Genomic DNA, 14,788 nt, shown 5'->3' with positions numbered 1-14,788 from the left:
GGAGAGGGCTAATTTCTCCCCTCTCCTGCGGGAGAGGGGCCGGGGGAGAGGGACTGTGAGTATCTGCCCTCACCCAACCCTCTCCCTGCGGGCGAGGGCTAATTTCTCCCCTCTCCTGTGGGAGAGGGGCCGGGGGAAAGGGACTGTGAGTATCTGCCCTCACCCAACCCTCTCCCTGTGGGCGAGGGCTAATTTCTCCCCTCTCCTGCGGGAGAGGGGCCGGGGGAGAGGGACTGTGAGTATCTGCCCTCACCCAACCCTCTCCCGCAGGGAGAGGGCTAATTTCTCCCCTCTCCTGCGGGAGAGGGGCCGGGGGAGAGGGTTCCAATGCCCATGCAATCCGTTCTAATGCCTCACCTAACCCTTCGATCACCTCTTCATTCTTCAATCGCAACACTTTCAAACCATGCGCTTGCAGCCAATCATCCCGATCGCGATCGCGGTCTTTTTGCTGCTCATGAATTCCACCATCTAACTCAATAATCAGCTTGGCATCATGACAATAAAAATCAACAATGTATTGACCAATATTGTGCTGTCTCCGAAATTTAAAATTATTAAGTTGTCGATTTCTTAAGCATTGCCAGAGTAATTTTTCAGCTTGGGTCTCAGTTTTTCGTAATTCTCTAGCCTTCTCCAACAGCACATCAGGAATTGAACGTCTTGCCCCGACAATATAGCTGAGTTCGCTGATCTCCGAATCGACCCTCTCCCTAAATCCCTCTCCCGCAGGAGAGGGACTTTGAACATTTGCCCTCACCCAACCCTCTCCCACAGGGCGAGGGCTAATTTCTCCCCTCTCCTGCGGGAGAGGGGCCGGGGGAGAGGGCTGATAATGTTCGCGGAACCGAGTTAACGCCCAATCGGTAATATTATCGTGACGGTTCCCGTTTTTGTCGTAGCGATAGAGCGGGAGACATTGAGTTTTCTCTAAACAATCTAGACCGATAATTTGATCAGAGGCCAAGGTTTGAAATGGTTTAGAGCTACCAGTACCAGATAAGGCTAAACAAAGATTTTGAAACGCCCTACCATAAATAATTGGCCATTGATAAGTCATTCCGTTAAAATGCTTATCATAATAAAGGTTTTCTTTTGTAAAAGGTCGATAAAGACTAATCACTATAGATTCCTTATCAAACTCTTTAGGGATTTTCCGATCCAGATATTTTGTTAGCTCACGATCCCATTTGATTTTTTCACGATCTGTATAATCCGGATCTTTCAATGTCGCTTGATAGGTCTTAACGAAAAACTTCATTTTTGCCGTTAACGACTCTTCAGAAAAATCATAAACCCACTCATCGCGCTGAGTTGCAACACCCCGCGAAAATAACTGAAAAATTGCCTTTTCAGATCGCCCCGCTTTCACTTCTTTATCAATCAACGGCAACAACTCATCAAAATCATTATCGGTTAAATTAATCCAATTGTGCTTTTTATCCGGTCGCACATGGTCAAACGGTAAATTTTGTATTTTTTGTGAAGATAAATAGCTTAACTTTTCCTCTGCCGTTTCATCATCTGGACGGCGCACATAATGGATGCGACAATCTGAAATCGTGCCCCCTTCTTTCTTGACAAAAAAGCTAATCGCTACACCCGCTTGAATTCCAAAAACATTATGCGTTGTTCCTGAAAGTTTTGGATTTTTGCGAATATCTGCCCCCAAATCAACCAAATAAATATCGCTAAACTCTTCACTCACCACCTTCCGAAATCCATCAAATGTTAAGCCATCAATAAAAGATGAATTCGTCACAAAACTAATGATGCCATTTTTGCCGATACGACTCGAAGCCCAACGCATAAACCGCACATACATATCATAAACCGCGATTTGGTTTTGAGCTTTTCCCTGTTTTATGTAGGTTTCTTTGATTCGTTGATCAATCGATTTGTAGAGACGATTCGCGTTATTGTCATTAAAATTATCCTGCCACGCATTGTAAGGCGGATTACCAATAATCACCGAAATATCACGATCATTTTGACGATTGATCCGTTTCGTGTTCTCCATCGTCATTGCAAACAGATCCATCTGTTTCCCGTGGTACGCCGTATGATCCAACGTATCCACCAGACAAATATTATTAAACTCATGATAATCCCCCATCTTCTGCTGATAGGTGAACTCAATATTCAGATTCGCAATGTAATAGGGCAAGATCGACACCTCATTACAATGAATTTCATGGCAATACTTTTCGCGCAAACGATGGGGATTTAAATATTCGATCAACTCCGTGATAAACGTCCCCGTCCCCGTCGCCGGATCGAGAATATCCACCCCTGGATCTTCTAACAACTTGCCGAAATGCCGATGTAGTAAAAAATCCGTACTCTCGATCATGAAACGGACAATTTCATTCGGCGTGTAGACAATTCCCAACCGATCCGCCGCCTTTGGATTGTACGCCTTGTAGAAATTTTCATAGATCACCTTGAGAAACTTTTGCTTCTCGTGGTGATTCGCAATATTCACCGATTCCCGCTTAATCACCGCGTAATAATGCTCGATACTCTTCAGCGTATCCCGCCGCACCGAGCGCGTAAAAAACGTTTCAATCACCCCAGAGAGCGATCGCGCAATATTATTATCACGGTGAAACTGCGCCTCATTGAACACATTGGTAAAAATATCCTCAGATAGAATGTGCTGAATGATCATCTCCGTCACATCATCCAGCGACACATTGGGGTTAATCGACTGCTGACAGAGGGTTAAAAACGTATCCCGTTGGGTCTGAAACTGGGGGTTATTGTCGGAAGCCTGGGCAATGCGCGATCGCAACTCAGACGCGATCGCCGGGACATCCTCCTTAAACCGCTCCAACGCCTCCCGAAACCCCTTAACCTCCGGTCGCACATAATTAATAAACTCTTGCAGCAGCCCATCCAACGCCGCCGCATCCGCCATCGCAATGCGTCGCTGCTCCCGCCCCGCCTGAAACAACACCGCCGTTTGGGAATCCTCAAAAATAATATTGTCCTGGGGATAGCCCTTCGCAAACTTCTTCTCAATTTCTAAATCCAGATCATCATACTGATCCTTACTTTCCCAATAGCCCCAATCCAACCGCAGCGCATCCTTCACCGTCCCATCGGGCCGAATTTTGCGATCGCGATATTCCAATTCCGGAATCAGCCGAAAATCTCGCGTCTTGCAATATTCCCCCAGCAACACCTGAAACGCGCCCCGAATTGACGATTCATTTGCAGAACCGCCGTACCGCTTAAACTCTTCAATCTGACGTTGATATTGCGTAACCAACAGCTTAGACATAGCGCAAGCTCCTTAAAGTAATCCAATCCCTCACCCAGACTACTGCTTATCTTAATGTGCAAACGTTGACCTCGCCTGCGTCTAATCCCCCTCTCCGTCGATGAATCTGCTCAACCCCGATGAGCCAAGAACTTTAGTTCTTGGCTCATCGCGAAAGTGGGCTGATGCCCACTGTGGAAGCCGTTTTAACGGGTTTTTGCTCTGAGGCGGGGATTTCAAATCCCCGACTGGGGGGAGCTTAACCCACAAGCCCCAAAAGGCAGGCCATGAGGGCTTTTTGGGCGTGCATCCGGTTTTCCGCCTGATCCCAAATTCGAGAATGCGATCCCTCCATTGCCGACTCGGTGATCTCCTCGCCCCGGTGTGCCGGGAGACAATGGAGCACGATCGCATCGGGATCGGCATGGCTCAACAGATCATCATTAATTTGGTAGGGCTGGAAAATCGGAATCCGCGACTCGGCGAGATCCTCCTGACCCATACTCGCCCACACATCGGTATAGAGCACATTGGTATTTTCCACGGCAGCGATCGGGTCTGTGAGGATCTTGATCGTCGTATCAGGGAGGGCGAGGGCTTGGGCTTGGGCCACCACTGCGGGACTGGGGGCATAGTCCGGGGGCGTGGCAACATTGATATTCACCCCCGCGAGGGCGCAGCCAATCAACAGCGAATGCACCACATTATTGCCATCGCCCAAATAGGTTAAGGTCAGTCCCTTGAGGGTTTGGAACTGTTCCTGCATCGTCAGCAAGTCGGCTAGAATTTGGCAAGGGTGCGCGAGATCCGTGAGGGCATTGATCACCGGAATCTGAGCGTAGTCGGCAAAGGTTTGGAGGTCGGCTTGGGCAAAGGTGCGAATCGCCAAAATATCCAAGTAGCGATCCAAGACACGGGCGGTGTCAATTATCGGCTCGCCTCGGCCCACCTGGGTCACGCTGGGGTTGAGGTCGATGACTTGGCCGCCGAGTTGATACATGGCAACGGAAAAACTGACACGGGTGCGGGTGGAGGCTTTGTAAAAGAGTAAGCCCAGCACTTTGTTACAGAGGGGTTTTTCGGCTCCCGTTTTCAGGGCAGTGGCCACCGCGAGGAGTTCGTGGAGTTGGGTGGAGTCGAGGTCGGCAAGGCTGAGTAAATCGCGTCCGTGGAGGTCTTGGATACTCATAGATTTGATGGCTGCACCGGAGAATGTGGATTTTTCAAGAACTTTATTATATCTAGATTTGAATTGTGGGGAAAAGCTGAGATGAAACAGTGGTGGCGTGGTGTGGTGGGGGTGTTGGTGATGCCATTGGGGGTGTTGGTTCCGGGGGTGGCGATCGCTGCCGAAACGATTGTATTTAACTTCGGGCCGTTGGAATTTTCGATCGCGGTGGAGTCCTTAGAACAATATGCGGCAACGGGTAAAATTGCCCCGGATTTTCAGGATGTGGCCGCACGGTTGAGCGATGAACAACTCACGGAATTGCGGACGGTACTGAGCCAACGCGCCCCGGTTGATCCGATTACGATTTCGCAATTTCTCTATTCGCCCCAGGGTGAAGTGATGTTGTGGCAGGTGGGGGAATTGATTTTGACGCGGCAACGGCTATCGGGGTTCTATGCCCTGCGATCGGCGTTGATCTTGGCGGCGGCAGATCCGGAGGAGGGGTTAACACCGTTGAATGTGTTGCGGAAGTTTCCGGTGAAGGGGTTGCGGATTAATTCGGCGTTGGCGTTTGAGTTGGTGAGTTTGGTGAGCCGGAAAACCGAGGAGACGGATCGGGCGATCGCGGTGGTGGAATCGATCGCGGCACAGGATGCGATCGCACAATCTACGCCCCCCCTCCCCTCGGATCTGCGTACACCGGGCCCGTTTAACTTTGAAGTGCAAGAATGGCAACTCACCGACTCCACCCGGCAACGAGAATTTCCCCTCACCCTCTACCTCCCGGAACAGAACCTGCGGGGGAATGCGCCGGTGGTGGTCATTTCCCACGGCCTCGGCTCGACCCGCCAAACCTTCGCCTACCTCGCTGAACATTTGGTGTCCTACGGGTTTGCTGTCGCTGTCCCGGAACATCCCGGCAGCAACGGGGAACAGTTGGCCGCCCTGGCCTCCGGTCTCGCCCGCGAAATCACGCCACCGGAGGAACTCCTCGACCGTCCCCAAGACATCACCCTCGTTTTAGATTGGCTCACTCAGCAGTACGGCGATCGCCTCAACCTCGAAGCGGTGGGGGTGATTGGTCAATCCTTCGGGGCCTATACCGCCCTCGCCTTGGCCGGTGCGGGGATTAACCAAGAGGCCCTAGCCGCCGCCTGTCCCGATAGTCTCTATGCCCTGAATCTATCTCTGGTGTTGCAATGTGCCGCCTTAAAACTGCCGCAATTCATGCCCCCAGCCACGCCGCCCTCGTTCCGGGATGAACGGGTACAAGCCGCGATCGCGATTAACCCCCTCAGCAGCGAAATCTTCGGCCCAGAAGAATTAGCCAAAATTGACATTCCGACGCTGATCGTATCGGGCAGCGCCGACACCGTCACCCCCGCCCTTGATGAGCAAATCTTACCCTTCACGGCCTTGCAAACCCCGGAGCGGTATTTAGTGCTATTGAGAAACGGTACGCATTTTTCCACCTTAGGGGAAACCGATGAGGATGTGGAATTGCCGCCAGCGGTGTTAGGGCCTGATCCGGCGATCGCCCAAGACTATATGCGCAGTCTCGGCGTGGCATTTTTCGGCCTCTATATCGCCGGAACCCCCAACTATCGCCCCTATCTCCGCGCTGACTATGTGCAATCCCTCTCCAACACCGCCATGCCCATGAGTGTGATCAACACCCTCACCTCTGACCAATTGAAACGACGCTAATCTGCTGGGGTGAGACCCTCCCCGGTCTCAAGGCGCACGGATTCCCCCGCTGCCCACCGTGACTGTGGGGCGGCGGGGCAAAAAGCGCATGGAGGGCTAGAGACTAGGGGTAATGGTTTGGGCGATGGTGAGGCGATCGCCGTCGATCTGGACAATGACCACCGTTTTAATCGGGTCGCCCGTACCGCGAAACCGAATCGTACCACTCACCCCGTCAAAATTCCGAATACTCTGGAGACCGGCTTGGATCGCCTGGGCATCGGTGCGGCCTTGGGAGCGGATCGCCTCTAGGAGTAAGTGCATCGCATCGTAGGCCAGAGCGGCGCTGAGGTTGGGGGGGACACGGTAGGCCTCGCGGTAGGCGGTGATAAAGGCGCGGATCTTCGGATCATCGGGGTTGGCGTACCAGTGGGTGGCGAAGTAGCTACCGTCAAGGCTGGGGTCGGGTTGGGTTTGGATGCTGTCCCAGGCATCGCCGCCGAGGAAGGTGGCGGTAATGCCGAGGTCGCGGGCTTGGGCGGTTTGGCGGCGGATGTCGTTGATGTAGTTGGGCAGAAAGAGGAGGTCAGGGGTGCGATCGCGAATCTGCGCCAAGGCGGGGCGAAAATCCGGGTCGGCTTGGGTGGTATAGGTTTCCCGGTGGACGATTTCCCCGCCGAACGCCGTAAAGGCCGCCGCAAAGGTCTCCGCAAGGCCCTGATTGTACACACTGGCAATGTCGTACAGCAGCGCCGCCCGCCGCGCCCCCAAATCCCCATAGGCAAATTCCGCCAAGACCCGCCCTTGAACATCATCAATAAACCCGGCTCGAAACACATAGTTTTTGTTGGCGGTGGTGTCGGGGTGGGTGGAGGTGGTGCTGATCGTCGGGATCGGGATCATTTCGGTGAAGTTGGCGACGGGAATGGCGGTAAAACTGAGGGGCAAGCCGACGATCGCAATTACTTGATCTTGAAACATCAACCGCCGGGCCGCAGCAACAGCATGGTCGGGGCGATCCAATTCATCCGCGAGGCGTAGTTCAAGGGGGCGTTTTTCCCCGTAGATTTCGATCCCCCCGGCCCGATGCACTTCATTAACCACTAATTCCGCCGCCTGGACGAGGGGCAGGCCATCCGCAGCGGCATGGGGGCCGGTTAAGGGGGCCAAAATTCCGATGCGGATCGTGTCCGGAAGGGTTAGATTAACATCAGCATCATCAGGATGATCAGGGGTTTGGGGGCGACAGGCGGCGAGTTGGGCCAAGCTCACCCCAAAACAGGCGAGAAATGTACGACGAGACCAGGTCATGGCAAGGAGGGAGTTATCGGACGCAACGGACGGAGTAGACAGGTCTGGGCGGCATTGTTGGGGGGGGCGATCGCTCTGCCCCTCGTTCCTGTTAACCCTTTATGTTCCAGTTATGCCACAGAATGGCCTGAAATTCAGGCCCAGAACCGCCTCACGGTGGCGGTGAAGGACAATACGCCGCCCTTGGGGTTTGTGGGCAGTGATGGGCAATTGCAGGGCTTTGAAATTGAGGTGGCGCGGGCGGTGGTGCGGCAGATTCTCGGTGACGATGCCACGGTGGAGTTTGTGCCGGTGCAGAATCGCGATCGCGTCGAAATCCTCTATCGGGAGGAGGCGGATATCACGATCGCGGGGGTGACGGCGACGACGATGCGATCGCGCCTCGTCTATTTTAGTCGCCCCTACTATTTCAACAGTACGAGCGTGATCACTCGCCAGGCAGGGATTACACAATTCACGGATCTCGCCGGGCAACCGATCGCAGTCTTGCCGGGGTCGAGTGCGATCGCTGTCCTGCGCCATCGTGACCCCAGCGTCGCACTGATCGGCGTGGAGTCCTACCAAGGGGCCCTAGACTTGCTCGAAGCGGGCCAGGCGGCGGCCTTTGCGGGCGATCGCACAATCTTGATCGGTTGGCAGCAAGCCCATCCCGCTTACCGTGTTTTACCGGATCGCCTGTCTAGTGAACCGTTAGCGATCGCCATCCCCAAAGGCCCCCAAACCGGTGCGCTCCTCGTGGCCATCAACCAAGCCCTCCAAACCCTGGAAGAGTCCGGATGGCTCCAAGCGCAGCAAATTCGCTGGGGACTCCTCGCCCCCTGAGGCTCTGGGCCAATCCCCGCCGAGCAATTCCCGTCGCTGTCCTGAAAGTTCTGTACTATGGTAGGAGAAATATCCTATGCCCACATACATTGGTTGGGGTGCGTCATGACCAAGCATGGAAACCATAAGCAACGTGAAAACAACCTTACCTTGGCTTCCTGAAGTCTGGCGCAGACGGTAGGAGATCGATGGATGAAGTCTCAGCAACGCAAAAAGCCGAAAATATTGGTGGTTGACGATGAGCCAGATAACCTCGATCTGCTCTACCGCACCTTTCATAGAGAGTACAAAGTCTTTCGTGCTGACAATGGCCCGGCGGGACTTGAGGTACTGACCGCAGAACCCGACATCGCTGTGATCATTTCCGACCAACGGATGCCGATCATGACCGGGACGGAGTTTTTGAGCCTCACCGCTGTACAATATCCCGACATCATCCGGATTTTGCTCACGGGCTATACCGATGTGGATGATCTCGTTGAAGCGATCAACAGCGGTAAGGTGTTTAAATATGTCACGAAACCCTGGGAAGCCGAGCACCTTAAGGGCATTGTCCGCCAAGCCCTCGACACCCATAATGTCCTGAAAGTTCGCACCGAAGAACTCTGCCGCTCCCTGCGTCGAGAAACCCTACTGAATACGGTCACCAACACGATCCGCAATGCCCAACATCGGCGGCGGGGTTCCTCTGCCTCCCCCTTGCGGGAGGTGCTCCAGACGATTGTGAATACGGTGGGGCATCTGTTGGATGTGGATGTGTGCATCCTGAAAACCTGCGTTGCCGTGGATGAAGATAGCGATATTTTGGCCTACCAAAAAGAAGAGGCGATCGCTCCCCTGAACGAGGCCCAATACGCCGCGATGGTCTGGGAACAGGAGGATGTGACGGTGATTCAGGAGGTGCAGAGCAATCCCGACTGTTTGGGCGAGATTCCCGATGGGGGCGATCGCTACCCGGTCTTGGCGGCGGCGGGGGTGGAGTCGATTTTGATTGTGCCCTTGCTGGCGCAGTTGGATTTGGTGGCGGTGTTGGCGCTCCATCGGTGCGATCGCGAACACATCTGGGAAGACGACGAAATCCAACTGGGGATCATGGTGGCAGATCAGGCCGCCTTGGCCATTTCCCAAGCCCAAGCCTATGAAAAAGTGCAGTCCTTGGCGAAGCGGGAAACCCTGATCAACACAATCACTTCAGCGATCCGCTCCACCCTTGATCCCCAGGAAATTTTCATGACGATCACCAAGCGGTTGGGGACAACGCTGGATGTGGATGGCTGTGCCCTGTCCCTCTGGACAGAGGCCGATGAATATGTGCAATGTGTGGGCCTGTACGATCGCACCTCCACCTGGGCCGACGATGGGACAGCCCTTGACCCCAATGCCCCAGACCCCCCACCACAACTGCCCCAATCCCTCGCGCCGATCGCCGGCAATCCGGTCTTAAAACAACTCTTGCAGACCAAAGAGCCGGTGGTGATCAACAACATGCAGGAGCAAGACCAAACCAGTGATGAGTACGGCAGTGATCTGCCGTTGCGATCGCCCGCCCGCGCCCTGCTGATTGTGCCGATGCTCGTCGATGGTCAAATCATCGGCAGTATTAGCCTCCGCCAAAGTGAAGTCCCCCGCACCTGGTCACGGGCGGATCTTGAACTGACGAAAGCGGTGGCCTCTCAGGCAGCGATCGCCGTGCAACAGTCCCGCCTCTACCAAAAAACCCGCCAACAAGCCGAACGCCTCCTCGAACTCGATCGCCAAAAAAACGAATTTTTCCAAAACATCTCCCACGAATTCCGCACCCCCCTGACGCTAATGATCGGCCCCTTAGAGGCCGCCACCCATCGCGACCAACCCCTCCCTAGCGACCAAACCCAAATCGCCCTGCGCAATGCCCGCCGTCTCCTGCGCTTAGTGAATCAACTCCTCGACCTCCAACGCCTCGATGCCGGTCGGATGCAGCCCAAATTTCGCCCCTGTGACCTGACGGAATTTGTCGAGCAAATTTTAGAATCCTTTCGGCCCTATTGCGATCGTAAAGGCCTCCACCTGATCAGCCACCTCACCCCCTGTGACTCCGTCTACCTCGACCTCGAAAAATTCGACAAAGTGGTGTACAACCTCCTCTCCAACGCCATGAAATTCACCGAGGCGAACGGCAGCATCACCGTCAGCGTCAAACCCGCCGGAGCTTACGTCTGCCTCGAAGTCCGCGACAGCGGCATCGGGATCGCCGATTCCCAAATTCCCTTCTTGTTTGATCGCTTTCGCCAAGCCGAAGGCTCCGTCAACCGTTCCTACGAAGGCACGGGTCTCGGCCTCGCCTTGGTGAAAGAAATCGTCGAACTCCACGGCGGCCAAATCACCGTCCAATCCGTCCACCAAGACGATGCCACCGCCGAGGAAACCACCGGCACAGCCTTCATCATTTGGCTGCACCACGGCTCCACCCATCTCCCTTCGGATCAAATTCTCGAAGTCTCCAGCGAAGTCCAGATCACCCGCGCTGCCGTAGAACTCGCCGACCTCGAAGTGGAATTACAAGACGAAGATCAAGCCTCCCTGCCGGATTTGCCCCTGGCAACAATTCCAGACGGCATGACTCCTGACGGGATTGAACCCCAAAAGCAACTGATTTTAGTAGTAGACGACAACTCAGATCTGCGCAGTTATGTATCCTACGTGTTAAAATCCGCCGGTTATCCTGTCTGCACAGCCCGCAACGGCGCGGAAGGTTACAGCGTTTTAGAAGAACAACGGCCGAAACTGATTATTAGTGACCTGATGATGCCGAAGGTGTCCGGGTTGGACTTGATCCGGATGGTGCGAGCCAATGAAGAATTGCGGGGCATACCGATTATTTTACTGACCGCCAAGGCCGACGAGATGAGCCGGATCGAGGGAACCGAACAGGGGGCCGATGCCTATCTCTCGAAACCCTTTAACGATCGCGAACTCCTCGCCAGTGTGCGCAATATGTTGGCCTTGAAGTCCAATGAAGAGCGGATGAAGGAACTCAACGACTACCTCACCGAGGCGGTGCTGAAACGGTTCTTACCGCCCGAAATGGTGCGCCGCGCTGCCCAAGGCGATATGAAGCTGGATCTTGACCCAGAACCCCGCCTCGTGACGATTTTGTTTAGTGACATTGTCGGGTTTACGCAATTGTCGAGCCGCTTAGAATCGCGGGGGATTGCGCGGCTGTTGAATGAATACCTCGAAGCGATGACCCAGGTGGTGTTTGAGAATGGCGGGGTGGTGGATAAGTTTATGGGGGATGCGATTTTGGCCTTGTTTGGTGCGCCGGAATCTCTCACCCCAGAAGAACAAGCGCGGCGGGCGGTGGCAACGGCGCGGGGCATGTATCGGGTCTTGGATGACTTAAACCAACGCTGGCGAGACCAAGGCATCGTCAATGATAACGATCCGCCGCCGGTGCGCTTCCGCTGTGGCATCCACCAGGGGCAGTCTGTGGTGGGGATGTTCGGCAGTGAGCACCATTCCGACTACACTGCCATCGGCCCGCCGGTGAATATTGCCGCCCGCCTCCAAGAATCCGCCCAACCCAACAGCATTTTGGTGTCGTCGGAAGTGGCGGCATTTCTCAATGATCAAGAAGTGGAAAAATTCCAACAACTCCAACTAAAGGGTATTGCTGAACCCACTTGGGCGTTTTGGGTGACGAAGGGATAGGGCCACAGCCTTGATTCCTATGGGATGATGGCCCTGTTGCTTTCATCGGTCAGATTTGCCATGCATGCTCTTTCGATTCCGACCTGGATTATTCATGTTTCGAGTGTGATTGAGTGGATCACCGCGATTTGGCTGGTGTGGCGGTTGGGGGAGATTACGGGCGATCGCAGTTGGTGGGCGCTCTCGGTGGGGATGCTACCGGCTTTGGTGAGTGCGATGTGTGCCTGTACCTGGCATTTTTTCGACAATCCCCCGGAATTGGATTGGCTCGTCACCCTCCAAGCCGCCACGACGGTAATCGGCAACTGCACCCTCTGCGCCGCCGCCTGGTGGATCTATCGCCAAACAAAACAAGGGGCTTAAGCCCCTTGCCGCTCAATTCAGCCCCTTGCCTCTGCTGCGATCCCCTTTCTTGCAAGTCCTATGTCAAAAGATAATTTGTTCGCGATATCGTTGTTGCCCTACTTGGGGTTTTTGTGGTTCATGGCGCGATCGCACCGCTTCCCCCGCCTCGCCATGATCGGCTTTTATGTTCTCCTCGTCTTCGTCGCCGTCACCATCCCCGCCGGTATCTATGCCAAAGTCGCCTATGGTGAAACCTTAGCCAATGTGGACTGGCTCCACGGCGGTGCAGAATTTTTCCTCACCCTCTCTAATATTTTTGTGGTGCTGGGCTTCTATCAAGCCGTCCAAGCCGCCAAAGCCGCAAAAAATTCCCCAGACTCGCCCTAAGAAGTTGTTGAAGGCAAGGGGCTTAAGCCCCTTGTTCTTGAATAGAGAGGCAAGGGGCTTCAGCCCCTTGTTTCCATTGAGTGAGGCTCATGATTTGGATCTGAGTTTGACGTTTCAAACAGCCTCTAAATATGGACGCAACTGGGTTCGAACCAGTGACCCCGTCGATGTCAACGACGTACTCTAACCAACTGAGCTATGCGTCCTCAGCGATTAACCATCGTAACACAGCATTTTCTCAAAATCGCGATCGCTCTCAAAAAAAATTCACCGCGCCGTACACTGGATGATGTTGAATCGTTAAACGAACCGCCATGCCAATCTTGCCCGGTCAGGTGTATTTAGTGGGGGCGGGGGTGAACTGTGCCACCCTGACCCAGCAGGCGGTATCCGTGTTGCGCCGGGCGGATATTGTCATTCACGATGGGTTGATTGACCCTAGGATTTTGACGGCAACGCGCCCGGATTGCCTCTGTCTGGAGGTGGGCAAACGGGGGGGAGAAGCCAGCACGCCCCAAGCTCAGATTAATCAGATGTTGATCGCCTATTGTCAGCAGGGGAAGCAGGTGGTGCGGCTGAAAAGTGGTGATCCGGGGGTGTTTGGGCGATCGCACCCTGAACTTGAGGCCCTCACGGCGGCCGCCTGTCCTTGGCAACTAGTGCCGGGAGTCTCCTCGGCGTTAGCGGCTCCGTTATTAGCGGGGATTTTGCTGACGGATAAGGTGCTGAGTCAGGGGTTTGCGGTGATGACGGCCCATGATCTCGACGGGTTGGCCTGGGGGGCGTTGGCGCAGTTGGAAACCCTGGTGTTTTTGATGGGGGGGCGGAATTTGGCGGGAATTGTGGAGCGGTTGATCGCGGCGGGGCGATCGCCGTCTGGGGCGATCGCTGTCATCCGTCACGGCGGCCAACCCCAACAACAGGTGTGGCGCGGAACCTGTGCTGATATCCTAGAGCAGACCGCAGGGCAACGACTTTCGCCCTGTGTCATCGTGATTGGAGAGGTGGTGACCATGCAACAAAATCCGGTCAACCCCTTAGCGGGGCAACGCATTGTGGTGACGCGCTCAGCGGAGCAGGCCAGCGTCTTTCGGGACTTGCTCGAACAACAGGGGGCGCAGGTGATCGACCTGCCGGCCTTGGAGATTCGGCCGCCATCGAGTTGGGCGGTGTTGGATGGAGCGATCGCAACCCTCTCCCGTGTGGATTGGCTCCTGCTCACCTCCGCCAATGCGGTCAACGCCTTTTTTGACCGCCTCGCCCATCACCAGCTTGATAGTCGCGCCCTCGGTCATTGCAAAATTGCCGTCGTGGGTCGCAAAACCGCCAAAGTCCTGCAAGCCTATCACCTCACCGCCGACTTCATCCCCCCGGACTATGTCGCTGACGCGATGGTGACTCATTTTCCTGACCGATTGGCCGACAAAACGCTGCTCTTTCCCCGCGTCGAAACGGGCGGGCGCGATGTCTTGGTGCAGGAATTCCAAGCCCAAGGCGCAACGGTGATCGAGGCTCCGGCCTATGAATCCGGCTGTCCGGCAACGATCCCCCTGGCGGCTCGTCACCGTTTAGCGGCGGGTGAGGTGGACATGATCACCTTTGCCAGTTCTAAAACCGTGCAGAATGTTCACACCCTGATCCAAAGCGTGCCCGGTTGGGAGGCGTTAATGCAGCGGGTGACGCTGGCTTCCATTGGCCCGCAAACGTCCCAGGCTTGTGATCGCATTTTCGGCCGCGTCGATATCGAAGCCCAGGACTACACCCTAGAAGGTTTAGCCCAAGCGATCCGGCTACACTACGCCACCCCATAAGACCTCACATCGCCCAGAAACCCACCACCACCCAGAACTGAAGGTCTTGGCTCAGAGCGAACACCCGTTAAAACGGGTTCGGCATGAGTGGATTTATGAAACGTAAGGAAATAATCCGATAATTCCGTAGTGCAAGCATCTTGCTCGCTAGTGTCACGACATTGACATACTCCCCCACTAAACCCTACGGGCTATAGTGGGGGATTCTGAACAGCCAGTTACCTGACCATTTATCCACTCAAACAACGAGAGTTGCAGAGGGTTGCTAGGCTCAACGACTAACGCCATTGATTTATCCTG

The 14,788-nt window shown here is 54.6% G+C and carries 9 protein-coding genes and 1 tRNA gene; 6 read left to right on the top strand and 4 right to left on the bottom strand.

Features of this window, described 5'->3' with window-relative positions; genetic code table 11:
* On the bottom strand, positions 1–3,286 hold a 3,286-nt coding region (locus tag PN477_RS13660; RefSeq protein ID WP_417158818.1), incomplete at its 3' end, for a type ISP restriction/modification enzyme.
* A gap of 238 nt (positions 3,287–3,524) precedes the next feature.
* A complete protein-coding gene (argF, locus tag PN477_RS13650; protein WP_272115481.1) occupies positions 3,525–4,454 on the bottom strand; it encodes an ornithine carbamoyltransferase in 930 nt (309 codons plus the stop codon).
* Positions 4,455–4,535: 81 nt separating this feature from the next.
* On the opposite strand from argF, the gene PN477_RS13645 reads away from it, so the two are divergent.
* Positions 4,536–6,143 carry an alpha/beta hydrolase gene (locus PN477_RS13645; protein WP_272115479.1) on the top strand — a complete coding sequence of 536 codons (1,608 nt, stop codon included), beginning with the start codon at positions 4,536–4,538 and terminating at the stop codon, positions 6,141–6,143.
* Positions 6,144–6,239: 96 nt separating this feature from the next.
* Here the strand turns inward: PN477_RS13645 and PN477_RS13640 are convergent, their stop codons facing one another.
* Complete coding sequence (locus PN477_RS13640; protein ID WP_272115477.1) at positions 6,240–7,433, bottom strand: ABC transporter substrate-binding protein; 1,194 nt, start codon at positions 7,431–7,433, stop codon at positions 6,240–6,242.
* Positions 7,434–7,490: 57 nt separating this feature from the next.
* Here PN477_RS13640 and PN477_RS13635 point away from each other — a divergent pair, with 57 nt between their 5' ends.
* The 4 genes from PN477_RS13635 to PN477_RS13620 all read left to right on the top strand — a co-directional run bounded on the left by PN477_RS13635 (position 7,491) and on the right by PN477_RS13620 (position 12,677).
* Positions 7,491–8,255: a transporter substrate-binding domain-containing protein gene (locus PN477_RS13635; protein ID WP_272115475.1), complete on the top strand. Its 765-nt coding sequence runs from the start codon at positions 7,491–7,493 to the stop codon at positions 8,253–8,255.
* Between the two features lie 192 nt (positions 8,256–8,447).
* Entirely contained in the window at positions 8,448–11,945 is a 3,498-nt protein-coding gene (locus PN477_RS13630; protein ID WP_272115473.1) for a response regulator, read from the top strand.
* Positions 11,946–12,005: 60 nt separating this feature from the next.
* Entirely contained in the window at positions 12,006–12,308 is a 303-nt protein-coding gene (locus tag PN477_RS13625) for a DUF2499 domain-containing protein (RefSeq protein ID WP_272115472.1), read from the top strand.
* Positions 12,309–12,368: 60 nt separating this feature from the next.
* On the top strand, positions 12,369–12,677 hold the full coding sequence (locus PN477_RS13620) for a DUF3593 domain-containing protein (protein WP_272115470.1): 309 nt from the start codon (positions 12,369–12,371) through the stop codon (positions 12,675–12,677).
* A 132-nt stretch (positions 12,678–12,809) separates the two neighbouring features.
* On the opposite strand, the gene PN477_RS13615 is transcribed toward PN477_RS13620, so the two are convergent.
* Positions 12,810–12,883: transfer RNA gene (locus tag PN477_RS13615), tRNA-Val, on the bottom strand.
* Between the two features lie 108 nt (positions 12,884–12,991).
* Between PN477_RS13615 and cobA the strand changes: the two genes are divergently transcribed.
* Positions 12,992–14,488, top strand: a complete 1,497-nt coding sequence (gene cobA / locus PN477_RS13610; RefSeq protein WP_272115468.1) for a uroporphyrinogen-III C-methyltransferase — start codon at positions 12,992–12,994, stop codon at positions 14,486–14,488.
* Positions 14,489–14,788 lie beyond the last annotated feature (300 nt).

The sequence above is a fragment of the Spirulina subsalsa CS-330 genome, from assembly GCF_028330765.1.
In the GTDB taxonomy this organism is placed as follows: Bacteria; Cyanobacteriota; Cyanobacteriia; order Cyanobacteriales; family Spirulinaceae; genus Spirulina; species Spirulina subsalsa_A.
This window is presented reverse-complemented; position numbering and strand designations above follow the sequence as displayed.